Origin of the sequence: Streptomyces sp. H51, assembly GCF_035656535.1 — a bacterium.
Taxonomy (GTDB): domain Bacteria; phylum Actinomycetota; class Actinomycetes; order Streptomycetales; family Streptomycetaceae; genus Streptomyces.
Window position 1 is genome coordinate 56,106 of record NZ_JAYMHD010000085.1, and the last position, 24,920, is coordinate 81,025.

24 protein-coding genes are annotated in these 24,920 nt (G+C 73.8%); 10 read left to right on the forward strand and 14 right to left on the reverse strand.

Going from position 1 to position 24,920, the window contains the following annotated elements; genetic code table 11:
* Positions 1–357: 357 nt before the first annotated feature.
* On the forward strand, positions 358–1,074 hold the full coding sequence (locus VKA29_RS33500; protein ID WP_324789807.1) for an ANTAR domain-containing protein: 717 nt from the start codon (positions 358–360) through the stop codon (positions 1,072–1,074).
* Positions 1,075–1,139: 65 nt separating this feature from the next.
* Here the strand turns inward: VKA29_RS33500 and VKA29_RS33505 are convergent, their stop codons facing one another.
* Positions 1,140–1,409: a hypothetical protein gene (locus VKA29_RS33505; protein ID WP_324789808.1), complete on the reverse strand. Its 270-nt coding sequence runs from the start codon at positions 1,407–1,409 to the stop codon at positions 1,140–1,142.
* Between the two features lie 310 nt (positions 1,410–1,719).
* Between VKA29_RS33505 and VKA29_RS33510 the strand changes: the two genes are divergently transcribed.
* Positions 1,720–3,264, forward strand: a complete 1,545-nt coding sequence (locus VKA29_RS33510; RefSeq protein ID WP_324789809.1) for an MFS transporter — start codon at positions 1,720–1,722, stop codon at positions 3,262–3,264.
* 94 nt (positions 3,265–3,358) lie between these two features.
* Entirely contained in the window at positions 3,359–3,790 is a 432-nt protein-coding gene (locus VKA29_RS33515) for an ester cyclase (protein WP_324789810.1), read from the forward strand.
* A gap of 97 nt (positions 3,791–3,887) precedes the next feature.
* Here VKA29_RS33515 and VKA29_RS33520 read toward each other — a convergent pair whose 3' ends face one another.
* The 7 genes from VKA29_RS33520 to VKA29_RS33550 all read right to left on the reverse strand — a co-directional run bounded on the left by VKA29_RS33520 (position 3,888) and on the right by VKA29_RS33550 (position 10,717).
* Entirely contained in the window at positions 3,888–4,646 is a 759-nt protein-coding gene (locus tag VKA29_RS33520; RefSeq protein WP_324789811.1) for a DivIVA domain-containing protein, read from the reverse strand.
* A 10-nt stretch (positions 4,647–4,656) separates the two neighbouring features.
* Positions 4,657–5,766 carry a globin domain-containing protein gene (locus VKA29_RS33525; protein WP_324789812.1) on the reverse strand — a complete coding sequence of 370 codons (1,110 nt, stop codon included), beginning with the start codon at positions 5,764–5,766 and terminating at the stop codon, positions 4,657–4,659.
* A gap of 93 nt (positions 5,767–5,859) precedes the next feature.
* Complete coding sequence (locus VKA29_RS33530; RefSeq protein WP_324789813.1) at positions 5,860–6,276, reverse strand: globin family protein; 417 nt, start codon at positions 6,274–6,276, stop codon at positions 5,860–5,862.
* A gap of 372 nt (positions 6,277–6,648) precedes the next feature.
* Entirely contained in the window at positions 6,649–7,263 is a 615-nt protein-coding gene (locus VKA29_RS33535; RefSeq protein WP_324789814.1) for a GTP-binding protein, read from the reverse strand.
* Positions 7,211–7,651 (reverse strand): DUF742 domain-containing protein, encoded by a 441-nt coding sequence (locus tag VKA29_RS33540; protein ID WP_324789815.1) that lies wholly within the window; start codon positions 7,649–7,651, stop codon positions 7,211–7,213. The genes VKA29_RS33535 and VKA29_RS33540 overlap by 53 nt, the downstream gene beginning before the upstream one ends.
* 50 nt (positions 7,652–7,701) lie before the next feature.
* The gene (locus VKA29_RS33545; protein ID WP_324789833.1) at positions 7,702–8,166 is read right to left on the reverse strand and encodes a roadblock/LC7 domain-containing protein; all 465 of its coding nucleotides are present in this window, start codon (positions 8,164–8,166) and stop codon (positions 7,702–7,704) included.
* Positions 8,159–10,717: an ATP-binding protein gene (locus tag VKA29_RS33550; protein ID WP_324789816.1), complete on the reverse strand. Its 2,559-nt coding sequence runs from the start codon at positions 10,715–10,717 to the stop codon at positions 8,159–8,161. Before VKA29_RS33550 ends, VKA29_RS33545 begins: the two co-directional genes overlap by 8 nt.
* 537 nt (positions 10,718–11,254) lie before the next feature.
* Between VKA29_RS33550 and VKA29_RS33555 the strand changes: the two genes are divergently transcribed.
* Complete coding sequence (locus VKA29_RS33555; RefSeq protein WP_324789817.1) at positions 11,255–12,409, forward strand: substrate-binding domain-containing protein; 1,155 nt, start codon at positions 11,255–11,257, stop codon at positions 12,407–12,409.
* A gap of 260 nt (positions 12,410–12,669) precedes the next feature.
* Here VKA29_RS33555 and VKA29_RS33560 read toward each other — a convergent pair whose 3' ends face one another.
* Positions 12,670–13,812: a cation diffusion facilitator family transporter gene (locus VKA29_RS33560; RefSeq protein ID WP_324789818.1), complete on the reverse strand. Its 1,143-nt coding sequence runs from the start codon at positions 13,810–13,812 to the stop codon at positions 12,670–12,672.
* Positions 13,813–13,894: 82 nt separating this feature from the next.
* On the opposite strand from VKA29_RS33560, the gene VKA29_RS33565 reads away from it, so the two are divergent.
* The 3 genes from VKA29_RS33565 (at position 13,895) to VKA29_RS33575 (ending at position 15,296) form a co-directional block, all read left to right on the forward strand.
* Positions 13,895–14,254, forward strand: a complete 360-nt coding sequence (locus VKA29_RS33565; RefSeq protein WP_324789819.1) for a metalloregulator ArsR/SmtB family transcription factor — start codon at positions 13,895–13,897, stop codon at positions 14,252–14,254.
* Between the two features lie 89 nt (positions 14,255–14,343).
* Complete coding sequence (locus tag VKA29_RS33570; protein ID WP_324789820.1) at positions 14,344–14,943, forward strand: hypothetical protein; 600 nt, start codon at positions 14,344–14,346, stop codon at positions 14,941–14,943.
* Positions 14,944–15,026: 83 nt separating this feature from the next.
* A complete protein-coding gene (locus VKA29_RS33575) occupies positions 15,027–15,296 on the forward strand; it encodes a hypothetical protein (protein WP_324789821.1) in 270 nt (89 codons plus the stop codon).
* Positions 15,297–15,576: 280 nt separating this feature from the next.
* On the opposite strand, the gene VKA29_RS33580 is transcribed toward VKA29_RS33575, so the two are convergent.
* From VKA29_RS33580 to VKA29_RS33600, 5 genes are all read right to left on the reverse strand, one after another.
* Complete coding sequence (locus VKA29_RS33580; protein ID WP_324789822.1) at positions 15,577–18,147, reverse strand: ABC transporter permease; 2,571 nt, start codon at positions 18,145–18,147, stop codon at positions 15,577–15,579.
* Positions 18,144–18,938, reverse strand: coding sequence for an ABC transporter ATP-binding protein (locus VKA29_RS33585; RefSeq protein ID WP_420718626.1), 795 nt, complete (start codon positions 18,936–18,938; stop codon positions 18,144–18,146). Before VKA29_RS33585 ends, VKA29_RS33580 begins: the two co-directional genes overlap by 4 nt.
* Positions 18,935–19,357, reverse strand: coding sequence for a hypothetical protein (locus VKA29_RS33590; RefSeq protein ID WP_324789824.1), 423 nt, complete (start codon positions 19,355–19,357; stop codon positions 18,935–18,937). Before VKA29_RS33590 ends, VKA29_RS33585 begins: the two co-directional genes overlap by 4 nt.
* Before the next feature lie 374 nt (positions 19,358–19,731).
* The gene (locus tag VKA29_RS33595; RefSeq protein ID WP_324789834.1) at positions 19,732–20,445 is read right to left on the reverse strand and encodes a response regulator transcription factor; all 714 of its coding nucleotides are present in this window, start codon (positions 20,443–20,445) and stop codon (positions 19,732–19,734) included.
* 41 nt (positions 20,446–20,486) lie between these two features.
* Positions 20,487–21,695, reverse strand: a complete 1,209-nt coding sequence (locus tag VKA29_RS33600) for a sensor histidine kinase (RefSeq protein ID WP_324789825.1) — start codon at positions 21,693–21,695, stop codon at positions 20,487–20,489.
* Between the two features lie 326 nt (positions 21,696–22,021).
* On the opposite strand from VKA29_RS33600, the gene VKA29_RS33605 reads away from it, so the two are divergent.
* From VKA29_RS33605 to VKA29_RS33615, 3 genes are read left to right on the forward strand one after another with little or no spacing between them, the layout of a single operon-like run.
* Positions 22,022–22,861, forward strand: coding sequence for a CPBP family intramembrane glutamic endopeptidase (locus VKA29_RS33605; RefSeq protein WP_324789826.1), 840 nt, complete (start codon positions 22,022–22,024; stop codon positions 22,859–22,861).
* Positions 22,858–24,030: a sensor histidine kinase gene (locus VKA29_RS33610; protein WP_324789827.1), complete on the forward strand. Its 1,173-nt coding sequence runs from the start codon at positions 22,858–22,860 to the stop codon at positions 24,028–24,030. Before VKA29_RS33605 ends, VKA29_RS33610 begins: the two co-directional genes overlap by 4 nt.
* Positions 24,027–24,701, forward strand: a complete 675-nt coding sequence (locus VKA29_RS33615) for a response regulator transcription factor (RefSeq protein WP_324789828.1) — start codon at positions 24,027–24,029, stop codon at positions 24,699–24,701. The genes VKA29_RS33610 and VKA29_RS33615 overlap by 4 nt, the downstream gene beginning before the upstream one ends.
* Positions 24,702–24,920 lie beyond the last annotated feature (219 nt).

Here is a 24,920-nt window from a genome sequence, read left to right on the forward strand (position 1 = left end):
CCGAGACCCCCGTCATCCTCTCGGCCGTCCTCTCGGCCGGAGCGGATCGGCGAGGTGCCCCGCACCCCGCACCCCGCACCCCGCACCCCGCACCCCGCACCTCGCACCTCGCACCTCGCACCTCGCACCTCGCACAGCACGTTCCCGTCCGCGGCACCGCGTCTCGACCCGGAACAACGGCACGCTTGCCCCCCGTGCGCGTGCGCCGTTCCGCCTGCCGGGTGTAGCGCGCCGGGCGCCGGGCAGGCGCACTGGCAACACCCTCGGGCCCCGCGGGTCCGGCCCCCACTCGCCCCGCCGGGACCGGCGGCGCGACGCGACGGAACGTGACGACTGTCGGAAGCAGCGAGGCAGGGCATGACCTCAGCGGCACGGACCCCTCTGGCGGGACGGTTGAACACCTTGGTCATCGACGCCCGTGTGGAGGCGGGCCGGGCACGGCTCGCGCCCCGCGGGGAACTCGTCCAGGGATGCGCGGACACGCTGGCCGCGACGCTGGGCGGGCTGCCGGCCGGCATCGACCGGATCGACCTGGACATGAGCGGCGTCGTGTTCATGGACACCGCCGGACTGCGGTTCCTGGACCATCTCGGGGCGTACGGCGACCGGCACCGGGTCACGGTGCGCACCGCGCACTGGAACGGCCAGCCGCGCCGCATCCTGGAACTCGCCGGACTGGACGCCGAGGCCCCGCTGCGCTCCGCGGCCCACCGCACCGACCCGGCGCCGTCCCCACCTGCGGCGTCCCCACCTGCGGCGTCCCCACCGGCGGCGTCCGCGGTCGCCCTGGAACGGGCGGAACGGCTGGACCAACTGCGGGAGGAGGTCGGGCAACTGCGCCACGCCATCGCCTCCCGCCCGGTCATCGACCAGGCGCGGGGCGTTCTGATGGCCACCCACTCCTGCACCGCGCAGGAGGCGTGGGACATCCTGCGGGAGGCCTCCCAGCTGTCCAACACCAAGCTGCGCGCGGTGGCCGCCGCGGTCACCGCCGGTGCCGAGGGCGACGGCCCGCCCCCGCCGCCCGCACTGCGCCGCGCCCTGCACACGGCGGCCGCCCACCGCCTGTCCTGAACACCCGCCGGCCCGGCGGCGGACGCCCGCGACGGACCGGGGTCACGGCTTCACGCCGGCCAGGTTCACGTGGGTCCCCTCGCATGCCGGTGGGAGCGTCGGCGCACGGTGAAGGTGCAGGCGAGGACGCCGAGGCCCCAGGCGATCAGGAGGGCGCCCCACAGCGGCATGGTCACCACCGGGACGAGAAGGCGGATCTCGGTGCTCGCACGGTTCTCGAAGATGAAGATCATGGCGATCGCGCTGGTCAGGACGAACGGCGTGAGGCGGCGGACAGCGGGGCGGGAGAAGAACGGCGTGTGCGCCTTGTGGTGCGTGCCGGCGGTCTGGGCCATGTGATGCCTCTCAATCACGCGTTGCCCCCTGCGTACAGCGTCCCCTCCGGCCGGACGGCCCGCCACCGAAGGCGCCGTGCTCCCGCCGAGCCCCCGCCGAGCCCCCGCCGAGCCCCGGCCGGGCCCCGCCGGGCCCCGGCCGAGCCGACACCCGCTTCCGCGTCCGCGCCGGCGCCCCACGTGGTCCGAACAGGTGTCGGGCCACGTGCGTCGGCCGGTGAGGACCGGGCCGGAAGCACGACCGGGTTACGGTCGAGCGGTCGGCGTGCGGTCGGCGGCCGGCGCCGGCCGACGTGCGGGAGGTGCTGCTGTGTCGACTGCGGAGCCGCGCTCCACCGTCACGCTCCTTCCGGTCATCACGGGGCTCTCCCTCGCTTTCACGATCACGGCCGTCGACCCGCTGGTCCTCAGCCTGAACATGCCCCAGATCAGCCGGGCCCTCCACGTGCCGCCCGACGCCGTCGGATTCCTGGGAGGCGCGGCGACGCTGGTCGTGGCCGCCGCCGTGCTCGCCGTGGGAGGTCTCGGGGACGCCTTCGGGCTCAAGCGGCTGCTGATGCTGGGGCTGGTCGGCGTCATGATCGTCAACCTGCTCTCCGCGATCTCCCCCGGCTACGGGTTCCTGCTGGTGATGCGCCTCCTGGACGGCCTGGCGCTGGCCGCGATGCTGGGCGTGTCGCTGGCGCTGCTCAAGGCGTCGGTGCCGGAGGAGGGGCGGCCGGCGGCCATCGGCGTGTTCATGGCCATCGAGATGGCGCTGTGCGGGGTGACCCCCGCGGCCGGGGGCTGGGTGGTGGAGGCCGTCGGCTGGCGGTGGCTGTTCCTGCTCAGCCCGCTGCTGTCACTCATCTCCCTCGGGCTGACGGCCCGGTACGTCACCGAGCCGCCCGTCCTGCGGCGGCACGGGCTTGACGCCGTCGGCGTCGGCCTGGCCGGCACCGCCCTGCTGACCCTCGTCTACGGCATCGCCGAGGCGGAGAACGGGTTCTCCCAGCTCCGGGCCTGGCTGCCGCTGGCGGTCAGCGCGGTCGCCCTGGCGCTGTTCGTGCTCCGGGAGCGCCGGACTCCGGATCCGGTCCTGGACCTGTCGTTGTTCCGCAGCGCCCCGTTCACCGTGGCCGCGCTGGCCGCCCTGACGCTGAACTTCCTCGCCGCCGGGTTCGGTTTCGCGCTGGGCCAGTTCGGCAGCGTGATCCTGTCGCTGGCCCCGCGCACGATCGGCCTGCTGTACCTGCCCGGCACGGCGGTGATCGCGGGCGCCGTCGTCCTGGCGGGGCGCCTGATGGGGAGGTACACCCCCCGGCCGGTCCTCGTCACCGGCCTGCTGGTGCTGGCCGCGAGCGCACTGCTGATGGCGGCGACCGCGGCGCCCACGATGGCGCTGTGGGTGCTGGTGCTGGCCACCTGGCTCACCAACCTCGGATCGATGGTGGCCTCCGCCGCGGTGGCCGAGACCATCCTGTCCCACGCACCGCCCGGCAGGTCCGGCACCGTGGCCTCCGTCCAGCCGGCGTTCGGAATGACCGGCTACGCGCTCGGACCCGCCGTGTACCTCCTGCTGCTCGACCTCTTCTTCCAGCAGCGGTGGCTCAACGACGCCGAAGCACGCGGGATCTCGGTGGAGGAGGCCGAGCAGGCCGTGGACGCGGCACGCAGTGCGATGGCGCACAGTCCCGGCACCGCCGGATACGACCCGAACCTGCTCCGGCAGTCCGGACTGGCCCTCGGGCTGGACTTCACCGAAGGCCTCAGGCTCACCATGCTGGTGGTCGGCTTCCTGCCGCTCGCCCTGGCCGTGACCGCGTATCTGCTCATCCGTCCCCGGTCCAACGGCTCTGCCGCGCAGGGGAGATGAGCCGACGCCCGGCCGTGCCGCGGTCCGCAGCGAATGCACGGTCGGACGCGGCGGGTCAGCATGGAGGAAAGGGACGTTCCCCATGGAGGTTCGCATGGCTGACAACGAAACCTTCGTCCGCGATCTGTTCCGGGCGTGGAACGACCGGGACTACGACCGCATCGCCGGGTCCGTGGCTCCGGACTGCACCCTGGTCGACGAGGGCAGCGGAAGGACACTGCAGGGCCCGGAGGGCTTCACCCGGCTCGCGAAGGCCATGTTCGACGCGATGCCCGACGGCAAGTTCACCGTCGACCACCTCACCGCCAAGGAGGACACGGTGGTGGTCGAGTACACGAGCAGCGGGACCCAGACCGGAGACCTGGTCCTGCACGCCGGCACCCTGCCCGCCACGGGCCGTCACGTCACGGTGCACGGGTGCGACATCTACGAGGTCAAGGACGGCAAGATCAAGGAAGGCCGCGCCTATCTGGACACCGGCGCCATCATGAGCCAGCTCGGCCTGACCAAGCAGTTCCAGCGCTGACCCGAACGAGCCCCCGAGGAGCCACGGCCACCACCCCACGGGCCACGGACCACAGCACCCCGGCCTCGTGGCCCTCCGCCGGCCGGTGCCGCCGTGTTCAGTGGTCGCGGCCGGGCGGGCCGACGGCGTTCGCGATGCCGAGAGGCTGTTCCCTCTCCGCGCCGGGCCCGTGGTCCGGCGGCACGGCAGTCCGGTGGTCCGGCGACACGGCAGTCCGGTGGTCCGGCGACACGGCAGTCCGGTGGTCCGGCGACACGGCAGTCCGGTGGTCCGGCGGTACGGCGGTCCGGTGGTCGGCGATCGAGCGGGGGGCCGCGGCGGCGGCCGCCGGGACGATCTGGGCGCGCTTGGCGGCGTACTCGTCCGCGGTCACCGACAGGGACTCGGCGATCTGGCGCAGGTAGGAGATGAGCCGTTCGGTCTCCTCCGGGCCGCCCGCGGCCGCCGCCTGGGTGGTCTTCTCCCAGGTCTGCTGCAGGATCGCCTCCGCCTGCGCCCGGGCGGCCCGCACCATGTTCCGCGCCTGCTCGCGGGCGACGTTGACGGTGTTCTCGGCGGCCTGCTGGGCGCGGGCCTGCTGCAGCACCGCGTCCACGGTCGGCACCCCGGTCAGGCCGGTGCCGTCGCCGATGTTGTTCGCGCGGATCCAGTCCCGGTGACGCTGCATGTCCGTGCGCAGGCGGTCGTTCTCCTGCGTCAGCTCGATCAGGGTCGCCGCGCAACGGCGCAGGGCGTCGTGCACCGCTTCCTCGCTGTAACCGCGGCGGGTGAGGGGAGCGCGGGGAAAGGTCATCGACCTTAGTGCCTCGGGGCTCACCCGGCGGTCCCCCGGATGGTGTCCTCGTGTCCTGTTCACGTATCTCCGATCACCGAGCGTCTTCTTCGAAGTGCAGCAAGTCGTGGGAGACGCCCGCGCCCGCCAGATCGCGTACCGTCGCGGAGACCATGGACGGCGAGCCGCAGACGTAGAAGGAGCGCCCGTGCCAGTGGGCGGCACGCAGGACCGGGCCGGCGAGGCTGCGGTTGTCGACGGTGCCGGCGTCCGTCCCGACCAGCGGCGTCACCCGCAGCCACGGGTTGGCCTCGGCCAGTTGCCGCAGCACCTGCTGGTCGTAGAGGCCCCGGGCGTCCCGCGCCCCGACGAACAGGTCCACTCCCCGCGCGGGCCCGCGCCAGGCGATCTCCTCCACCAGGGCGCGCATCGGGGCCAGGCCGGTGCCCCCGGCGATCAGCACCAGATCCCGGCCGCCGGACGCCTGCAGGGTGAGCCGGCCGCCGACCGGGGCGCCGAGGCGCAGCACGTCCCCTCGGCGCAGTCCGTATACCAGGGCCGGGCTGACCAGGCCTCCGTCGACGGCACGCACGTGGAACTCGACGATCCCGTCGGCGCGGGTCGCGTTGGCCGGGGTGAACGACCGCCAGGTGCTCGGCAGCGTCGGGGTCTCCACCATGACGGACTGGCCGGCCCGGTACGCCATCGGACGGTCCAGGCGCAGCGTGATGACCGCGAGGTCGAAGCCGCGCGGCTCGATCTGCACCACCTCGCCGTTCCACCACGGCGGGTTCACCCTGGCGTCGTCCTCCGCGGCTTCCACCATGGTGCGGGCCACCAGGGTGTACGCCTCGGTCCAGCCGTGCTGCAGCTCCGGGGTCCACGCTTCGCCCAGGAAGTAGGCCAGCGTGGCCAGCAGCGCCTGTCCCACCGCCTCGTAGTGCTGTGCCACCACCTGGAACTTGCGGTGGTCACGGCCGAGTTGCCGCAGGTACGGCAGGAGCCGGTCCGGGTCGTCCGCCTCGGCGACGATCCGGCCCAGGGCGGCCACGAGCCGGTCGCGCTGTGCCCCCATCGCGACGGGGAACATCGGCCGGACCTCCGGCGCGATGAGGAACAAGTACGAGTAGAAGTACCGCGGTACCTCGTCTCCCGACTTGCCCACCAGGGCGAAGGAGTCTCTCAGTGCCTGGGAATCGCTCATGTCCGCACTCCGGTGGCTGGTATCAGGTGTGACCTCCGAAACGATGGCGAGCCGGCCCGACGGCTCGTCAGGATGCGGCTGTCGCTGCCGGGGTCAGCGCGCGGCGGCCTCGCCAGCCGCGATCATCGTGTCGCTGATCACTCCGTAGACCGCCGTCCAGGATTCCTCGACGGCCGGCGTCCACGCGTCGCCCGCGTAGTGACGCAGGGCGGCGATCAGGCTGCCGCCCACGGCGGGGTAGTGCTCCGCCAGCGCGCCGTAGCCGACGTGGCGGCGCCCCAGGTTCTGGAGCATGCCGACCAGCGTCTCGGTGTTCTCGAGGTTGGCGACCAGGGCACCCAGCGCGGCCCACAGGCGGTCGCGCTGCTCGTCGAGGTGAGCGGCGAACAGCGGGCGCACGCCCGGGTTGTGGGTGAAGAGGTGGTCATAGAAATACGCGGTGAGCTGCGGCCCGTGGGGCTGTACTGCCGCAAAGCTGCTGCGGATGAGTGAGGGGTCCGGGGTGGTCATGCGGGCCGACTGTAGCCAGACGCACACTGATCGAACAAGCTGAGTTCGATTTGCTCACGGAGCGGTGACGCGCTGCGGGACCGGCCCGGACCGGTGGCTGCGGGCGCGAGCAGTACCGTTTCAAGTGCATTGGTAGGTATGGGAGTTGGGAAAAACGGAACCCTGTGACCTTCGCCATACGTCGAGTTGTGTCCGCCTCCTCTAAACTCCCGTCCCGGCCGTCACCGCCGGCCGTCACCGCCACCGTCCCGGCCGTCACCGCCACCGGACCGGCCTCCGCCGCCCGGCGGCCCGACCGCGACGCGGGTGCGCCGCCGGCCGGGGCAGCCGGTCGCGGGCGCCCGGTACGCGGGCCCGGCCGGCCCTGTGCCGTCAGTGCGCCGCGGCGGCCTCCGCGCGGCGCACGGCGACGTCCAGCACGGCGAGCAGCGCGTCGCGGACCGAGCCCGTGTTCCGCGCGTCGAACACGACCAGCGGTACGTGCTCGGCGATGTCCAGCGCCCACCGCACCTCCGCGAGGTCGTGCTCGACCTCGCCGTCGAAGGCGTTGACGCCGACCGCGAAGGGGATGTCCCGGTGCTCGAAGTAGTCCACCGCCGCGTAGCAGTCGTCCAGCCGGCGGGTGTCCACGATCACCAGGCTGCCGAGGGCGCCCTCCACCAGGTCGTCCCACATGAAGCCGAACCGGTCCTGGCCCGGGGTGCCGAACAGGTACAGCTTCAGCGTCGGGTCGATGGTGACGCAGCCGAAGTCCATGGCGACGGTGGTGGTGATCTTGCCCGGCGTGTGGGTGAGGTCGTCCACTCCCGCCGCGACCTCGGTGATCGCGGCCTCGGTGGTCAGCGGGCGGATCTCCGATATCGAGGCCACGGTCGTGGTCTTGCCGACGCCGAAGCCGCCGGCGATGACCACCTTGACCGGCGTCGGAGGATGTTCAGCTGGTGTCACGGAGTGTGTCCCGTGAGTCGGGGACGGCACGGAGACCATCGATAACCCTTCGCAGTACGGAGAGATCCTGGGCGATCGCGGCATTCGGCCGATGGACCGCCAGATGCCCGGCGGTACGCAGGTCCTCGGCCAGCACGCGCACCACGTTGAGGTGCAGTCGCAGCTCGGCGGCCAGTTCCGCCACCGACTGAGGCCGCCGGCAGGCCGCGACGATGTCGTGGCGTTCGAAAGTGAGCGAGTGAAGGGCCAGGAGCCCGGCCGAGGTCGACACGATCTGGGTCTCCACCGGCATCGGCAGCGTGCTGCCGTCCGCCGACACCCGCCCGGTGGTCAGCAGGAACGGCCGGATCGCGGGTGCGCGACGTGGCGGCTCCGGCGAGCCCTCGGCTTCCCCTGCCGCCTCGTGCGGTGGTCCAACGACGGCCATCACGGTCCCTTCACGATGTGCCAGTAGCCGTGCCCTGGCCTCAGGCACGGTCAGCGGGCCGACGCCGCGCCGACGCTGTTCTTCAGCTCCAGCACCAGCTGGGGGGTGAGCGCGGCCCCGGCCCGGTTGGCGAACAGGGTCATCTCGTAGGCGATGTTGCCCAGCTTCGCGTCCCCGGAGGTCACCACGCCGAGGACGGCTCCGGCGCCGATGGCCGACACCAGGACGTGGCCGTGCTCCAGGTCGACGATGACCTTGTCGAGGGCGCCGAGACCGTAGTTGCCGGAGGCGCCCGCGGCGAGACTCGTCAGTCCGGCCACGATCGCGGCCAGCCGTTCGGAGTCGGCCTGGTCGCGCAGCCGGGAGACGGCGATCAGCAGGCCGTCGGAGGACACCGCGATGGCGTCGACCACGCCGGCGGTGTCGGTGGCGAACCGCTGGAGCAGCCAGGTGAAATCGGCTGCGGCGGCTCGCAGGTCGGTCGGCTCCGGCTGCTCGGAGGTGCTGTCATCCATCGACGTGGCCACTGCCCGACTCCTTCTGTGTTTCCTGGTACTGAGATGCCGGCGCCTCGGCCGGAGCGTGGGCGCTGTCCCGTTCCGCCCGGCGTACGGCGGCCTCGAACTCGTCGAGTTTCGAGCGGACGGCCTCGGCGTCCGCGGGCTGCCGCACGCCCGTCGGCACACGGTCGGCCGGTGCGGCGGTCCGGGCGAGCGTCGCTCCCCGCACCCGCCGGTGCAGCGGTCGGGAGGTCCGGGCGGACGGCCGTTCGTCCGCGCCGGCGGTCCGCGTCGCGCCGACCTGAGCGCCGACCTGAGCGCCGGTCGGGGCGCCGGTCCGGGCGCCGGCCTGCGCGCCGGTCCGTTCCGCGGCGGCCGGTCCGAAGCCGGTGGAGTCCGGGACCCGTCGCGGGAGTTCGTCGGGCGGTGCCGGCGCCGGCCGCCGCGCGGGGACGGCGGAGGCGGTGGCCGGTACGGGCGACGGCACCGGCACGGCGGTCTCCTTCCCGGTCCGCACCGGAAGCGGCGTCACGTTGGCGACCGCGCCCGTGGCCACGGGCTGCGGCAGGCCCGCGGGGTCCGCGGCCGGCAGCAGCGCGGCGGGGATCCACACCGTGCCGGTGACGCCGCCGCCCGGCGTACGGCTCAGGGACACCCGCACGCCCCAGCGCCGGGCGAGGCTGCCGACCACGAAGAGACCGAGCACCTTGGTCGGTACGAGGTCGAGCCGCTCCCGGCGGATCAGCCGGGCGTTCTCCTCGGCGAGGCGCTCCGCGTTGATGCCGAGACCGTGGTCGATGATCTCGACCAGTGCCCCGCCCTCCTCGGTGACGTCGGCGCCGGGGCGGACCACCACCTCGACGGACGTGTCGGAGGGGGAGAACGAGACCGCGTTCTCCAGCAGTTCGGCGAACATCAGCGTCAGGTCGCCGACGACGTCGGGCGCGACGGTGACCTCCGTCCCGCACCGCAGGGACACCCGCGAGTAGCCCTCGATCTGGGCGAGCGACGCCCGGATGACGTCGGACAGGGGGACCGGACGGGAATCGACGCCGCGCTCCCGGATCCCGGCGAGCAGCATCAGGCTGTCGGCGTTGCGCTGGAGGCGTACGGCGATGTGGTCGATGCGGTAGAGCCGTTCGAGAAGTTCGAGGTCGGTCTCCTCCTTCTCCATCTCGTCGATGAGAAAGAGCTGACGCGTCGTCAGGTTGCTCACCCTGCGGCCGACGTTGCCGAACATCTCGGCCACGTTGCGGCGGCTGAGCATCTGGCGCTCCAGCAGCTGCACGGCGGTGACCTGGACCTGGTTGAACACCTCGGCCAGCCCGCCGATCTCGTCGCGCACCGGGACGGGGATCGGCCGGGGCCGCAGGGGGGTGATGTCGCCGGAGTCGTCGTCCGCGACCCGGGCGAGTTCCTCGCCGGCCACGTCGACCACCCGCTGGGCGGCGTCGGTGAGGGCCACCAGCGGACGTACGACCGAGCGCCGGACCATGACGCAGAAGGCCAGCCAGGCGACGAAGCCGAGAAGGGCCAGAGCCACCAGGTACAGCGCGCCCCGCAGCGCCTCCGCCGAGGCGGCGTCGGCCTGTACGGCGGTCTCCTCGATCAGCGACCGGGTGATCCCGAGGCGGGTCTCGGACTGCCGGTCCCCGTCGGCCATCGCCTTGCGCAGTTCGGCCGGCGACTTGCCCCGCAGGGCGCCGGGATCGATCTGCAACTGGGCGTACTGGGCGTTGATGCCGTTCTGCTCGGCGCCGAGTTCGATGCCTTCCATCCGCAGCACCTCGTCGGGTGCGGCGATCCGCTGGAACCGTCGCGTCTGATGGTCGTAGAGGGCGTGGGCGTCGACCGCGCGGCTGTACTCGGTGAGGGGGTTGGCGTCCCGGGTCTGCGCGGAGAACACCGCGCTCTCGAAGGCCGCGTGGGCGGCGTCGGCGCGCAGCACCGCGTCGACGCGCGCCGTGACGGAGGACGACGACGTACCGGAGTAACGGTCCAGACCGATGCCGTCGATCAGGTAGTCGACCGCGGAAGCGTACGCGGGGTCGATGTCGGCGACGGAGACGTAGCCCCGTTCGAGCTTCGCGCGCAGGACGCCGAGGCCGCGGATGTAGTCGAGCGCCTGCGCCTCCTCGCGCGGCAGGTCCGGGGCGAACGCCGAACGCACGGCGGCGGCCTGCCGGTCGGTGCTCCGCTGCGCCTGGTGGTAGGCGACGACCGACGGCAGCGGCGTTTCGGGGCGGTACGCCGCGTACTGCACGGAGAGCAGCAGCGCCTGCTGGTGTTCGGCCTGCACGTCGTTGATGAGTTCGGCGACCTGTTCGCTGTCGCGCACCAGTTCCGCTGTCCGGTCCGCGTCCCGGGCCTGCCTGGCCTGGCCGTAGGCGCCGATGCCGAGGAGCACGCCGACGGCCACGAGGGGCGCGATCACCAGGACGTTGAGCTTGCGGCGGAAGGGCCACCGGTCGAGGAGGCTCGCCGTCGTCCGACGCGGCCGCGGACTCCGGTCGGCCGCCCCCGGTGGCTCGGGAGCGAGCGGCGGGTTGCCTCTGTTCGCGGACACCCGTGCCTCCTTCGATGTGTTGCCGAGCGGCGGCAGCGCCGTCGTCACCGCCGGACCGCCGATGGCCGGCAGCGGACGTGACACATTCACGGCGCTCGCCGCTGAGAGGGGTGAAGAGAACACGCCAGGTGTCCAAAACCGGCTGCGTGAGCATAGCCGCACTTACAGCGACATCACAGCTTTCCAGTGATCAAAAGATGATTACAGAAGCTTCACGGGTGCTGCACGGATCGTGATACTTCATCTCCGAAGGCCCGCGTCGCACCATGTGCGGCCGGCCGATGTACTGTGCCGGCGGGGGAATTGACGGGAACCGACCGGTTGAGCATGATCCTCGGCAGCACGCCTGCCGCCGGCCCCGCGGGCCCCGGGCCACCGCCCGGGAACCGACGCCCGCCGTAGTCCCGTGTCCCCGCAGCCTCCCGAGGCGAAGCGGGTCCTCGCGACGGCGACCGTACGCCGAAGCCGTCGCCCGCCCCCCGAACTCCCCCTCCCCCGCCCGGCCCTGCCTGCTCTCTCGCCTGTGTTGGAGACCTCGTGCACCCCACCCGCAAGGCGGCTGTGACCGCGACAGCCCTCCTGGCCACCGTCACCCTCGTCGCCGGCTGCGAGAGCGGTTCGACGACCGCCGAATCCGCCGGCGCGTCCTCCGGCGGCTCGTCCGGACCCGGCTGCCCCGACGTCCTCAGCCGGGTCAAGCGCGACGTCAAGGCGGCCGAGGAGGTCGACGCCCCCTGGTCCGGGCCGACCGGCGGCCCCCGGGCGGTCCCCGGCCGGAGCATCGTCTACATCGCCCAGACGCTGACCAATCCCGGCGTCAAGGGCGTCGCCCAGGGTGTCCAGGAAGCGGCCGACGTCATCGGCTGGCGCGTGCACACCATCAACGGCCAGGGCACGCCCGCCGGTCTCAAGGACGCCTTCGACCAGGCGCTCGCCCTCAAGCCCGACGGCATAGTCATCGGCGGCTTCGATCCCAGCTCCACCCCGAAGCAGGTCGAGCGGGCGAACGCCGCCGGCATCCCGCTGATCGGCTGGCACGCCGTCGCCACGCCCGGCCCCAGCGAGGACCCGAAGCTGTTCACCAACATCACCACGAGGGTCGAGGACGTGGCGAGACTCAGCGCCGAATGGATCATCGCCCAGTCCGACGGCCGGGCCGGCGTCGTGCTGTTCACCGACGCCTCCATCCCGTTCGCCAAGCGCAAGTCCGACCTGATCAAGAAGGAACTCGCCACCTGCTCCGACGTGAAGCTGCTGAGCTACGAGAACATCCCGATCCCCCAGGCCAACACCCGCACCGTCAAGCGGGTCTCCTCCCTGGCCGCCCGCTTCGGCAACCGGTGGACCCACTCCGCCGCCATCAACGACCTGTACTTCGATTACGCGGAGTCCGCCCTGCGCGCGGCCGGCAAGGACGGTGCGGGGGCCCCGTTCAACATCGGGGCGGGCGACGGCGACCCGTCGGCCTTCGAGCGCATCAACGGCAAGGCGTACCAGGCGGCCACCGTGCCCGAGCCGCTGTCCGAGCAGGGCTGGCAGATCGTCGACGAGTTCAACCGCGCCTTCGCGGGCAAGCCGTCCAGCGGATACGTCGCTCCCGCCCACATCACCGTCGCGGCCAACACCGGCGGCACGCTGTCCTGGGACTCCGAGGGCTACCGCGACGCCTACCGCACGATCTGGGACGAGTAGCGGTCCCGACGACAGCGGCTCCGTCACCCCGCCGGGCAGGGCCGGGGTGACACCCCGCCCGCCGACCAGGCGGCCGTCACCGGCACCTGACACCCCGAGCACGCGCTCGGCACCAGGTCCGCGGAAACCGGCCCCGACGCCCGTCACGCCCTCACGCCCGGCCACGCCCGTCACGGCGAACTCCCGGTCGTGCCCGCACGGACGGTCCGCCACCCGCGCCGTCACGGTCGGACGTCGGAGCCGAGGGACCCGTCGCGGGCTCAGGCCGCCGCGTGGTGCGCCAGCGCGTGGTGCGGGTCGACGCCTCCCTCGGCCGGCGTCGGATCGGCGTGCACCAGAGCCGCGGTCAGCTTCGGTACCGCGTGCAGCAGGGCGTGCTCGGCCCCGACCGCCACGTCATGCGCTTCCCGCACGCTCAGCTCCCCGTCCACGACGACGGCGACCTCCGCCCGCAGTGTGTGCCCGATCCAGCGCAGACGCAGTTCGCCGACCTCGCGTACGCCCTCCACGCTCCGCAGCGCCTGTTCGGCCGCGTCCACCAGAGCCGGGTCGACGGCGTCCATGATCCGGCGGAACACCTCGCGCGCCGCGTCCCGCAGCACCAGCAGGATCGCCGCGGTGATCGCCAGTCCCACCAGGGGGTCGGCGAGCTGCAGGCCCAGCGCCGCGCCGCCGGCGCCGAACAGCACGGCGAGGGACGTGAAGCCGTCGGTGCGAGCGTGCAGGCCGTCGGCGACCAGGGCGGCGGAGCCGATCTCGCGGCCGACCCGGATGCGGTGGCGCGCGACCCACTCGTTGCCGATGAAGCCGACCACGGCCGCCGCCGCGACGATCGGGACGTGCTCCATGTCGCGCGGGTCGAGCAGGCGGCCGATCGCCGACCAGGCGGCGAAGCCTGCGGAGGCGGCGATCGTCAGCAGGATGACGATGCCCGCCAGGTCCTCGGCCCGCCCGTACCCGTAGGTGAAGCGGCGGGTGGCGGCGCGGCGGCCGAGGAGGAAGGCGATGCCGAGCGGGACGGCGGTGAGCGCGTCGGCGGCGTTGTGGACGGTGTCGCCGAGCAGCGCGACCGACCCGGAGATCACCACGATCACGGCCTGGACGACGGCCGTCAGGCCGAGCACCGCCAGCGAGACCCACAGGGCCTTCATGCCGCGTGCGGACGACTCCAGCGCGGCGTCGACCTTGTCGGCCGCCTCGTGCGAGTGCGGCTTGACGGCGTGCGAGAGCCGGTGGCGCCACCGGGCGACACGGCGGCCGGAGGAGTGGTGGCGGTGGCCGTGGCCGTGACTCCCGGAGAGGTCGCGGTCCCGGTCGTGGTGGTGCCCGTGCCCGCCGCCGTGGTCATGGTCGTGGCCATGGTGCTCCCGGGTGGCGGAATGATCGTGCTGGTGCTCGCTCACGAGGGTTCCCTTCCGGCGCGCGGGCGCGCGTGCGGTGCCGGCTCGGTGGACACGGCGGTGCCCACCAGCCCATTATGTGCGTATGAGCGCACGCATGCATCTATCACCTGCGCATGATGCGCATCCGCCCACCCCGGGCGAAGAACAGTTCGCCCTCGCGGCGGAGCTGCTCTCCCTGCTCGGCGACCGCACGCGTCTCGTCCTGCTGCACGCTCTGATGGACGGCGAGGCGGACGTCACCACGCTCACCGAGCGGTGCGGCGCGGCCCGGCCGGCGGTCAGCCAGCACCTGGCCCGGCTCCGCCTCGCCGGCCTGGTGGCCACGCGCAAGGAGGGGCGCAGGGTCGTGTACTCGCTGCGGGACGGTCACCTGCGCCGGGTCGTCGAGGAGGCGCTCGGTCTGGCCGACCACAGGCTCGCGGGCCGCCCGGCGCACGATTGACCTCCCGTCCGGGACGCGCCGTCCGCCGCCCGGCCGGAACGCCGTGCTCGCGCCGGCGTTCACCCGTGATGCGTCATGATGGTCCGGACATGCCGGATCACCTCGGACTCCCCCACGCCCCGGGCGGCACCGCCGCGCGGGCCCTGGCCTTCGCACTGGGCGGCGGCGCGCTGGCCGCGGGACTCCACCACGCGACGACGGACTCCTCCGTCTCGTGGCAGGCTCTCGCGGTGGCCGTCGTGGTCCTCGCGACGTGTGCGCGGCGTGTCCTGCGGTCCGGAGCGACCGGGGGGAGCGCACTCGCCCTCGCCGCCGTGCAGGCCCTGCTGCCGGTCTGGCTGGAGTTCACGGACACCGAGATCCCCGCCCGGGCGCTCGACGACCACCTCCGGCTGCCGTCGGCCCTGCACCACGACCTGCCGGCCATGGCGGCACTGAACTTCCTGCTCGCCCTCGCGCTGGTCCACGTCTTCCGCTGCGCGTCCGACCTGCCGGAACGCCTGTCGTACGCCGTTGCCGCCGCCGCACACCGCTGCTGGGACCACGTGCTCCACGCGGTCGGCCTGATCCTCGGGATGACCGGCGCGGCGCCGCCGGGCCCGCCGCGCCCGCCACTGCCCGCGGTCGCCCTCCCACGGCCGTGCGCCCTGACGGTCCTGCTGCACCGCGTGCAGCCCTGCGCGCCGTAGCCGGTCGGCACTCCAACGCATCACGTCGCCCCGCACGCCCGTGACTTCGGCGTGCCTTCCTCACCGACACTGGAGTGTCCGCTGTGTCCGCACATCTGCTCTGGATGTGCCGGGCGGTTCCGAGCCGCCCGGCATCCACCGCAGGCACGATCCTGCGAGCCGACCCGGGCCACGAGCCCGACCGGTATGTTCAGCCCGCCGAGGACGGCGGGATCATCCCGTTCCTGAACTCCGCCCAGTCGATCCTCACGCTCGTCGCCCTGCTGACGGCGGCGATCCTGCTGGTGTGGCAACTGTGGCCGGACCGCGGGAAGGACGGCCCGACGGACGAAGAGCCCGACGAGCCCTCGTGAATCGCGTGCTCCGTTGACGGCAGGAGAGCACCGCGGCGTGGGTCCCGCCGGCCTTCTCGTGGCCGCCGCCCGGGAGGCGGCCCTCACGCTGCTCCACCGCGGTCTCCTCCACGTGGAGCACGGTGTGACCGTCCTCCACGTGGAGCACGGTGTGACCGTGGTGCACCGCGGCAGCGCACGTCGGGAGAGCGCGGTACTCACGCGGCGGGAGCGGCACCGCCCCGCGGGGGCCGTCGCCGGCCTCATGTCCCGCGGGCCGGCCGCACCGGTGCCGCTCGGCTCAGTCGGTGTCGCCGAGCGCTGCCATCGGGGTGGCGCGGCCGGCCCGGCGGGCGGGGAGGAGTCCGGCGAGTGCCGCCACGGCCGTCAGGGTGGCGAAGACCGCCAGGAGCCGGCCCGCGGGCAGCAGCAGGGGCGCCGGTGCGACGGCGAGCCGGACGGCCAGCCAGGCGTACGGGACCCCCAGGGCCAGCCCCAGGATGCCGCCGAGGGCGCCGTACAGGGCGGCTTCCGCGGCGACGGTCCGGCGCAGCGCGCCCCGGCCCAGGCCCAGGGCGCGCAACAGGCCGAACTCCCGGGTGCGTTCGACCGCGGTGAGACTGGTGGTGGTGACCACGCCCACCACGGCGATCAGCACGGTGAGGCCGACGAGCCCGAGCGCGACGGTACCCACGAGCCGGATGTCGCCGAGGGTGACGTCCCGCAGCTCGGCCGGTACGTCCAGGCCGGCCGCGTCGGCGTCGGGGACCTGGGCGGCGACGGCGGCCTCCAGGGCCCTGCGTGCCTCGCCTCGCGCGGCGAGGCCGTCGGACGAGGCGTCGGCGAGGATGCCGGTCGGCCGGTCGGCGGCGCCCAGGCGGCCGAGGTCGGCGGGTGTCACGAAGAGTCCCGCACCGACCGGGCCGTCACCGGCGAGGGTGGCCGCGACCGTCAGCCGCAGACGCCCGTGGGCAGCGGGGACGCTGACGGTGTCCCCGGCGCGCACGCCGAGGTCGTCGGCGGACACGGCCGCCACGACCACCTCGCCCGGACGCAGGGCGCGCAGGCTCCCCGTCGCCGTGCCGATGTCCCGGGCGGTGGGCAGGGCCCGCAGGTCCAGGTCGGAGACGGTCTGCTCGGTCGGCCCGACCGTGATGTCGAGCGTGCGGTAGGCGAGGACGTCGGACAGCCGGGGGGAGGCGGCGAGCCGTCGGACCAGGGCCGGCGGGAATCCCTCGGCGTCGGTCACGCGGAAGTCCGCCGGTGCCTCGACGGCCAGCTTGCGGTCCGTGTAACCGCCCAGGCAGGCGACGGCGACGAGGGCTCCCCCGACGAGCGCCACGCCGAGGGCGACCACGACCGACACCGCGGCGGCCCGGCGCGGGGCGCCGCCGACCACCCCGACCGCCAGCCTGCCGGTGGTGCCCAGCTTGCGCAGCGGCCATCCGGCGACCGCCAGCACCGGGCGGACCAGCAGCGGGCCCAGCGTGATCAGCGCCAGGAAGGCCAGGGCCGCCGAGGCGACGGTCACCAGCAGGGCGGTGACGTCCCGTTCGTAGCCGCCCGCCCCGGGCCGCGGCAGGTCGCTGAGGAGCAGCGCCACCAGCCCCAGGGCCGTGACGGCGAGGAACAGTCCGGTGGCCGGCCGGGCGGGGTGCAGACGGTGCTCGGCGGTGACCGTGGCGGCGGCGCGCAGGGCCTGCAACGGCGGCACCCGCGACGCCGACCGTGCGGGGGCGAGCACCGCGCCGACCGTCACCAGCGCGGCGCCGGCGATCACCAGGGCGGCCTGCGCGACGGGGAGACCGGGCGCGGCCAGGTCCTGTCCGGCGGCGCGGGCGGCCGGCGGGGCCAGGTGCCCGGCTCCCCAGGCCGCCAGGACGCCGAGTGTCCCCGCGGTGGCCCCCGCCAGGGCGCCTTCGGCGACGAGCGCGGTGACGAGCTGCCGTCGCTGGGCGCCGATGGCACGCAGCAGCGCCAGTTGCCGCAGCCGCTGCGCGAAGACGATACGGAAGGCGGAGGTGGCGACCAGGGCGGCGGCTCCCACCGCGACGGCCAGGAACACGGCGATCAGCTGGAAGATCTCGCGGTACTGCGCGAGGGCGGCGCGGGCCTCCGCGGCCCGGATCGTGTCCCCGGACCTCACCAGGGCGTGCGGGGACGGCGTCCGCAGGACGTCCCGTACCCGCCGGGCGATCTCCTGGCTGTCGGCGCCGTTCACGGCCCGGACGTCGAGTCGTGAGTAGCCGGACAGGGCCGCGACGCGCAGGATGTTCTGCCCGGTCGCGTACCCGGCGGCGTCCCGGTCGGCGTTCGTGGCGGCGCTGACCACGCCGGTGACCGTCAGCGTGGACCGGATGGTCTTCTCCGGGTTCCGGGGGTCGGGGAAGAGCAGGGTGATGCGGCGGCCCGGGGCCAGCCGGAGCTCTTCGGCCGCCGGGCGGTTGACGGCGATCCGGCCGGGCCCGTCGGGATAGCTCCCTTCGACGAGCCTGACCCGGGACAGCGGGCCGGTACCGGGGTCGGCGCGCAGGTGCAGATAGTTCTGGGACAGACCGCCGGAGACCGGGGCTCCGGCGTCGGCCCGGGCCGCGACCTCGGCCACGCCGGGCAGCGCGCGGATCCGCCGCAGCGCCGCCCCGCCGATCGAGGCGTCGGTGTCGGTCACGACCAGCGACACCGCCGCGGGCGTGCCGCGGAAGTGGGCGCGGGCGGTGTTCTCGGTGATCTGCTGCGCCATGACGGTGGCGAAGACGACGAACGCGGCCACCAGGACCGACGAACCGGTCGTCAGCGTGCGGGCCGGGCGGCGCAGCAGTTCCGCCAGCTGGGACCCCAGGACGCTCGCGCGCCAGGTGACGGACGTCGTCATCGGGTCCTCACCACCGTGCGCAGCGCGTCGGTGACCTCGGCCCGGGTGGGGGCGTGGAGGTCGTCGACGACGCGGCCGTCGGCGATGACGATCACGCGGTCGGCGCGGGCCGCGGCGTCCGGGTCGTGGGTCACCATGATCACGGTCTGGTCGAGGTCGCGTACGGAGTCCCGGAGGAAGCCGAGCACCTCGGTGCCCGCGCGGGAGTCGAGGTTGCCGGTGGGCTCGTCGGCGAAGACCACGGCGGGGCGGGCCGCCAGGGCGCGGGCCAGCGCCACCCGCTGCTGCTGTCCGCCGGAGAGTTCGCCGGGGCGGTGGGTGAGGCGGTCGGTGAGGCCGAGGACGGTGACCAGGCGGTCCAGCAGGGCCGGGTCGGGGCGGCGGCCGGCCATGGTGAGCGGCAGCACGATGTTCTCCAGCGCGGTCAGCTGCGGGAGCAGGTTGAACGACTGGAAGACGAAACCGACCCGGTCGCGGCGCACCCGGGTCAGTGCCCGGTCCGACAGGCCTCCGAGGTCCGTGCCGTCCAGCACGACCCGGCCGGAGGTCGGGGTGTCCAGCCCCGCCAGGCAGTGCATCAGCGTCGACTTGCCCGAACCGGACGGCCCGACGATCGCGGTGAAACGGGCGCGGGCGAAATCCGCCGTTATCCCGTTCACCGCTGTGACGTCGGACTGCCCCTGCCGGAATTTCTTCACCAGATTCACGGCCGATATGATCCCCGCGGTCACGTCAGAATTCCTTTCCGATCCGGAGCCGCTCCGCTCCGGAAACGTCATCGTGTCCGTCAGGAATCGAATGCGGGCAGGGTGAGGGTGATACCGGCGTCCGTGCAGTGGCTGTTGGCCTCCTTGGCGATCCGGGCGAGTTCCTGGCCGGCCGGCGGCTCCCCCTCGCCCTTGGCGTGCAGGACCGCCCACCCCTCGTAGTTGGAGATCTGCGCGCCGAGGTAGCCGTCCTTCATCCGCTCCCTGCGCATCGTGGCCGTGCGCCGCCCCCAGGCGTCAGCCGCCTTGGCGTCCTTGGGGAGCCGCTGCGCCTCGTCGACGATCCGCTGCGCCAGCCGGCAGTCCGCGGCGGATGCCTGGCTGGGCTTGTTGTGCTCGCGCCAGCCGTATGCGGCAGCGGCGGCCACGACGGCGGCGAGCAGTACGCCGCCCGCCCCGAGAACCAGGGACCTGTTCTTGCGGACAGCGCCGGAAACCGCCATGCCCATAACCTCCGAATAGTTCCGCCGGTGTTGTCCGGCGGGCCGTGGAAGCAATCCTCGGAGTTCGGCGTCCCTGACACATCGGAGCACGATCGGATTTCGGGCGCGGGCGATTGCGACCGCGGTCGCAGGGCGGTTCTACGACCACGGTCGTAGAACCGCGGAGCGACGTTCTCGACCCGCGAGAGCACGCGGACAGCCGGCGCGCGGAGACCGCCCGGCGCACGGAGACAGCCCGGCGCGCGGAGACAGCCCGGCGCCTTTCATCCTCCCGGGCCCGCTCACGGCCCCGGCCCCCGTCCGGGCCGCGGCCCGGACACCGTCCGCCCACACCCGGACGCCGTCCGCCCGCGCCCCGTCAGGGCGCACAGGGGTCAGCCGACGGGGCGGACGAGGCCCGACTCGTAGGCGAACACCACGGCTTGCGCGCGGTCGCGCAGGTGCAGCTTGGCCAGCACCTTCCCGAAGTGCGCCTTCACGGTGGCCTCGGCGACGAACAGGCGCGCGGCGATCTCGGCGTTCGACAGCCCTTCGGCGACCAGTTCCAGCACCTCCCGTTCACGGGCGGTCAGCACGGCCAGCCGGTCGTCACGCCGCGGCGGCGGCGCCAGCTTCCCCGCGAACCGGTCCAGCAGCGCCCGGGTGACCCGCGGCGCGACGACGGACTCACCGGCGGCCACGATACGGATGGCCGACACGACGTCCTCGGCCGGGGAGTTCTTCAGCAGGAAGCCGCTCGCCCCGGCCTGCAGCGCGGCGAAGGCGTCCTCATCGGTGTCGAAGGTGGTGAGCACGAGCACCCGGGGCGCCGTGCCCCGCTCGGCGAGCCGCCGCGTGGCCTCGATGCCGTCCATGACCGGCATCCGGATGTCCATGATCACGACATCGGCCTCGGTGTTCTTCAGCAGTCTCAGGGCCTCGGCGCCGTCCGCGGCCTCCCCCACGACCTCCATGTCGCTCTGCGCCGACAGCACCAAGGTGAATCCCGCCCGGATCAGCGGCTGATCGTCCACCACGGCCACCCGGATCGGCCCGCTCGGGTCCGTACTCGGGTCCGTGCCTGTATCCGTACCCGCACCGGTGCTCATCTCCCCGCTCGGGTCCGTGTTCATGTCCGTGCTCCCGCCCTTCACGTCGCCGCCCCCGCCTTCGTCGGAAGGTCCGCTTCGACCCGCCATCCCGCGCCGAGGCGCGGTCCGGCGGTGAAACGACCACCGGACACCTCCACCCGCTCACGCATGCCCACCAGGCCGTTGCCGCCGCCGGCCACGCCCCCCGCGCCGGCGGGTGCGGGCGCCCCCAGCCGGCCGCCTCCGTCGTCGGACACCTCGATGTGCACGGCGTCCTCCGCGCAGCGGAGCGTGACGGCGGCCTCCGCGCCGGGGCCGGCATGCCGCAACGCGTTGGTCAGGCACTCCTGGACGATCCGGAACACCGTCAGCTGGTCCGCGGCCGGCAGCCGGTCCCGGTCGCCGTGGACCGTCAGGGTCACCGCCAGTCCGGCCGTACGGGCCCGTTCCACGAGGGTCTCCAGACCGGCCAGCGACGCCACGCGCCGGCCGTCGCCCAGCTCGGGCCCCTCCTCCTCGACGTCGCCCGGAGCCCGGCCCGCGCGCAGGACGCGCACGATCCGGTGCATGTCCTCCAGCGCGTCCCGGCCGGTGGCGGCGATGGTCCGCAAGGCGGAGCCGGCCTGGTCCGGATCGGTCTTGAGCACGTAGCCGACCGCGTCGGCCTGGAGGATCATCACCGCCAGGCTGTGGGCCACCACGTCGTGCAGTTCCCGGGCGATCTCCGCCCGCTCCTCGGCCGCGGCGAGCTGCGCCAGATGCCGCCGCTCCCGCTCCTGCGCGGCGGCCTTCTCCTCCAGGCCGGCCGCGTACAGCCGCCGGGTCCGCAGCACCACGGCCGTCAGCCACACCGCCACGCAGATCCCGAGGAACGCCACGAACGGCACGAAGTCCATCGACGCCGCACCCGGCGTGAACAGGCTGTCGACTCCGCCGAACCCCAGCACCACGCCGACCACGACCACCGCGCCGGCGGTGTACACCTGCCACATGGCACGGGCGTGGGTGACCACCGACACCATTGCCACCAGCACGGCCAGGTCGTAGCCCGTCGGCGCGCCCGCCCGGGCCTCGTCCGGCACAACGGCCAGCAGGTACTGAAGCAGCGCCAGCGCGGACACCACACCGAGCACGGTCATCGGCCGCCGCCGCCGGAACACCAGCGTCAGCGCCATCGCCCAGCCGATCGCCTGGTCGTACCCCTCGCTGTAGTAGGAGGCCGAACAGGCCACCATCCCGGCGACGGCGACGTCGTAGGCCGTATGCATCCACGGCCGGAGAGGAAGACCACGCACCATGGCCGCCAGGCTACGGCAGGCGGACGCCGGCGCGCCGACCCCGGGCGCCGGCCCAACTCGCTTCTCCCGCAGGCCGGATGTGTCGGCCGGCCCACGCGCCCGGGGCCGGCCGGCAGGAGCGCGCCGGCCCCGGCGGTCCACCGCCGCGGCGCTGACCGTCCGGCGGCCGGTCCGGGGTGTCCCCCGCGCGAGCTACACGCAGGTGTCCACTGAGCGGTGACGATTCGCGGGCGGCCGATCCGTAGCGTTCGGGCCAGCCGCGGCACCCGGGCCGCGGATCCTGTGAGGGAGTCATCATGAGGCTGGTCCGGCAACTCCTGGCGGTCGCGGGGGTCGCCTTCGCCGGGGCGCAGTGCGTCGCCGCGGTGCAGGGGAACTGGCTGCTCACCCTGGTCCTCGGCCTGCTGACGGCCGTGGCCGCGGTGCTGGTCTACGGCTGGGTGGTACGGCGGACCGAACGGCGGCCGAGCACCGAGGTGGGGCGGGAGGGCGCCCGGGGCGCGCTCGTACGGGGGGCGCTCATAGGCGGGGGCACCTTCGCGTGCGTCATCGGGAACATCGCCTTCCTCGGGGACTACACCGTCCATGGGGCGGGGTCGGTGACGGGCGCGGCGGGGGTCGTCGGGTTCATGGCCGCCGCCGCGGTGACGGAGGAACTGCTGTTCCGGGGCGTGCTGTTCCGGATCGTCGAGGAGCGCACCGGGACCTGGATCGCGCTGGTGTCGACCGGGGCGCTGTTCGGGATGATGCATCTGCTCAACAAGAACGCGACCGTGTGGGGCGCCCTCGCCATCGCGATCGAGGCGGGTGGCATGCTCGGCGCCGCGTACGCCGCCACCCGCACCCTCTGGCTGCCGATCGGCCTGCACTTCGGCTGGAACTTCGCCGAGTCCGGCGTCTTCGGCACCGAGGTCTCCGGCAACGGCGGAACCCAGAAGGGGCTGCTGGACGCCACCACCTCGGGCTCCCAGCTCGTCACGGGCGGGCAGTTCGGGCCGGAGGCGAGCGTGTACTCGGTGCTGTTCGGGCTGCTGGTGACGGTCGCGTTCCTGTGGCTGGCCAAGCGGCGGGGGCAGCTGGTGCCGCGACGGCGCCGGGCTGTCCGGGCCGGCGCCGTCGCTACACTGCCCCGGTGATCAGTCCTCGGCAGGCGCCCGGATGGTGGCAGCGGCTCGATGTCACGGTGCGGGATCTGCCACTCGGGCTGCTGCTCCTGGCCGGGTCGTTCCTGCCGGTGCTGCACGACAAGGGGACGCGGGTCGGGGACCTGCCGACCCGCCCCTACGACACGCTGGCCCTCGCGGTGCTCGCCCTGGAGTGCCTGCCGCTCGCCGTGCGCCGCCGGTGGCCGGCCGTCTCCCTCGCCCTGGTCGGTCTCGGCTTCGCCGTCGACCAGTTGCGCGGCTACCACTCGCTCGCGAGCACCGCGCTGCCGATCGCCCTGATCAGCACCGGCGCCCATCTGGAACGGCATCGGCGGCCCGCCGCGCTCCTGTTCTCCGTGTCCTACGTGCCGTTCGCGGTGGCGCTGCACCGGCTGGGGTCGGGGGGCGAGAAGGCCAGCGGGTTCGTGACGTTCTATCTGGCGCTGGTCCTCGCCTGGGGCGTCGGGGCGTGGCTGCGCTCCACCCGGGCCGCGGAGGCCGACCGGCGGCGGCGCGTCGCCGAGGACACCCGGACCGCCGAGCGCACCCGGATCGCCCGCGAGCTGCACGACGTGGTGACCCACCATGTGACGGCGATGGTCGTGCAGGCGGAGGCGGCCCGGTATCTGACCGCCGCGCCGGACCGCCTCGACCAGACCCTGACCCACGTCTCGGACACCGGGCGGCGGGCCATCTCCGACCTGCGTCATCTGCTCGACCTGCTCAACCCCGACCACGGCACCGGCACCGGCGCCGGCGCCGACAGGACACCGTCGGCCGGCCGGCTGCGCACGCTGGTGGAGCAGACCCGCCGGGCCGGGCAGCCGGTGGAGTTCGCCGAGGAGGGCACGCCGGCCGAGTCGTCCGGCAGCGCCGACCTGGTGGCCTACCGGGTGGTGCAGGAGGCCCTGACCAATGCCCTCAAGTACGCCCACGGCAGCCCCACTTCGGTCCGGGTCCGGTACGGCGAGAAGGAGATCTCGGTGAAGGTGGGCACGGACGGCTCCGGCCCGGCCACGGCGTCCCCCGGCGGGAGCGGGCGGGGCCTGGCCGGTCTCCGGGAACGCGTGGCGGTGCTGGGCGGCGAGTTCAGCGCGGGACGGGAGGCGGAAGGCGGGTTCGTCGTCCGGGCCCGGATACCGGTGGGGAGCCCGGCGTGAGCGGCGCGGGAGGGGCACCGATCCGGGTCCTGGTCTGCGACGACCAGGTGCTGGTGCGCACCGGGCTGGCGACGATCATCGACGCCCAGCCCGACCTGGAGGTGGCGGGCGAGTGCGGGGACGGGCAGGCCGCGGTCGACCTGGCCGGCCGGGTGCGCCCGGACGTCGTGGTGATGGACGTCCGGATGCCGGTCCTCGACGGCATCGAGGCCACCCGGCTGCTGGCCGGTGCCGGGGTGCCGCATCCGGTGAAGGTGCTCGTGGTGACCACGTTCAACCTGGACGAGTACGTCTACGAGGCGCTGCGCGCGGGCGCCAGCGGCTTCCTGCTCAAGGACGCGCCGCCGGACCGGCTGCTGCACGGCATCCGGACCGTGGCCACGGGCGCCGCCCTGCTGGACCCCGAAGTGACCCGGCAGCTCGTGGGCCGCTACGCCGCCCGGATCCGCCCCGCCGGCGGCGGCACCCCGCCCGGCGCTCCGCTGACCCCGCGCGAGCTGGAGGTGCTGCGCCTGATCGCGGACGGCCTCTCCAACAGCGAGATCGCCGCGGCCCTGGTGCTCAGCCCGGAGACCGTCAAGACCTTCGTCTCCCGCATCCTCGCCAAACTGGGGCTGCGCGACCGCGTCCAGGCCGTCGTCTACGCCTACCGCCAGGGCCTGGTGACCTGACCCCGCCCCGTTCCGCTCCTCCGGCCGGAACCCCACCGCCGGCACGGACATCGAGAGGACTTCCCGCCTCCTCGAAGCCACGCTCCTCGCCCTCGGCGCCCTCGTCGTCCGCGGACGCGTCAAACGATGACCGCCCCCCCCATCGCCCTCCAGTTCGGCCAGCGCGATCCGGTCGGCCCGCAGCGGCTTGCGCAGGGCGGCCACCACGGCCTGGCCGAC